This window comes from Dietzia sp., from assembly GCF_036741115.1.
Lineage (GTDB): Bacteria > Actinomycetota > Actinomycetes > Mycobacteriales > Mycobacteriaceae > Dietzia.
The window spans coordinates 1-1,797 of sequence record NZ_DAINST010000158.1 but is presented as its reverse complement, the minus strand read 5'-3'; the positions used below and the strand labels follow the sequence as shown (position 1 = coordinate 1,797).

At 68.5% G+C, this 1,797-nt stretch carries 1 protein-coding gene and 1 pseudogene; one reads left to right on the top strand and one right to left on the bottom strand.

Annotation, left to right across the window (positions count from 1 at the left end; all coding sequences use genetic code 11):
* Positions 1-350: pseudogene (locus tag V7E05_RS14190) on the top strand (hypothetical protein); the annotation flags it as partial.
* Positions 351-520: 170 nt separating this feature from the next.
* On the opposite strand, the gene V7E05_RS14185 reads toward V7E05_RS14190, so the two are convergent.
* Positions 521-1,797: ABC transporter ATP-binding protein (locus tag V7E05_RS14185; RefSeq protein ID WP_333620273.1), on the bottom strand; the 1,277-nt coding region annotated here is incomplete at its 5' end.

The following is a 1,797-nucleotide window of genomic DNA, read 5'->3' as shown; positions in this document are numbered from 1 at the left end:
TGAACAACCTGCGCGTCTCCGGCGGCTACGGGGCATGTTTTCAGTGGGCCCGCCTGACGCTCGACCCCGGCGGGTACCCGGGCAGCACGATGATGAACCCCGAGGCCAACTCGATCGGCCTCGGCGACTGTACTCAGGACATCACGGTGCACTGGAAGAACCTCGACTCGGGAAACGAAGACTCTCGGGTCTGGACCGCTGAGGGTCCGGGCTGGGTCAACGGCCCGGTGCACCCCTACGACTCGATCCTCGGCACCGGGACCGGAACGGTGGAGCTCTGGGCGACCGCGGAGAAGAGCGGAGCGAGCTCGGAGACCGTCACGGTCGAGGTCCCCGAGTACCAGCCCTGATCCCGTCTCGCACGACGAGGACAGGAGTCGCCGCCACCGCGAATCATGCAGTTCCGTACGGACCATGCACTTTTGGTGCGCAAGCTCCCGAACGACCTGCGGAAACGCAGGGTCGAGCAACCAAAAGTGCATGATTCGTCGGCGGTCGCCCCCAATACGGCTGAACCGACTCAGTCCAGGTACTGCCCGACCTCGTTCTCGAACTCCGCGCTCCCGATCTCCTCGAGCGCCTCCTCGGCGAACTGCACGTGATACAGCTCGGCGTAGCGCCCATTCGCGGCGAGCAGCTCCGAGTGGGTTCCGCGCTCGACGACCCGGCCCTCCTCAAGCACGAGGATCTCCGAGGCCGAGCGCACCGTCGACAACCGGTGGGCGATCACGAGCGCGGTGCGGTTCGCCATAGCCTCGTTCAACGCCTCCTGGATCGCCGCCTCGTTCGTCGAGTCGAGCGCCGACGTCGCCTCGTCGAGGACCACCACCGCCGGCGACTGGAGTAGCAGCCGCGCGATGGTCAGGCGCTGGCGCTCGCCGCCGGAGAGGCGGTAGCCGCGGTCGCCGATCACGGTGTCGAGGCCGTCGGGGAGCTCGCGGATCAGCCCGTCGAGGCGCGCCCGGCGCAGGGAATCCCAGAGCTCGGAGTCGCCGGCGTCGGCCTTGGCGATCCGCAGGTTGGCCCGCACGGTGTCGTGGAACAGGTGCCCGTCCTGCGGGACCATCCCCACCGCCGAGCGCAACGAGGCGAACGTCGCCTCGCGCACGTCGACCCCGCCGATCCGCACCGCGCCAGAGTCTACGTCGTAGAGCCGCGGCACGAGGTTTGCCAGCGTCGACTTCCCCGCTCCAGAGGATCCCACGAGCGCCACGATGTCGCCCGGGGCGGCGTGGAGGTCGATGCCGTGGAGGATCTCCTCGCCGCCGCGACGGTCGAGGACGGCGACCTCCTCGAGCGAGGCGAGCGAGACCTTGTCTGCGGTCGGGTAGCCGAAGTGGACGTTGTCGAACTCCACTGACACAGGCCCGGAAGGGATGTTCCTCGCCTTCGGCGACTCGGCGATCAGGGGCTCGAGATCGAGGATCTCGAAGACGCGCTCGAAGGACACGACTGCGCTCATGATGTCCACGCGGGCACTGGAGAGCGCCGTCAACGGCCCGTAGAGGCGGGTGAGCAGCAGCGCGAGCGAGACCACCGAGCCGGCCTCGAGCCCACCCCCGAGCGCGCTCCACCCGCCGAAGCCGTAGACGAGGGCCAGCGCGAGGGTCGAGATCAGGGTGAGGGAGTTCATGAATATGCCCATGGCGTAGCCCGTGCGCACTCCGATGTCCCGGACGCGCTCGGCTCGGGAATCGAACTCCGCCGCCTCGGCGCTCGGCTCGCCCATGAGCTTGACGAGGGTCGCGCCGCCGGCGTTGAGGCGCTCGGTCATCTGGGCGTTCATCGACGTGTTGA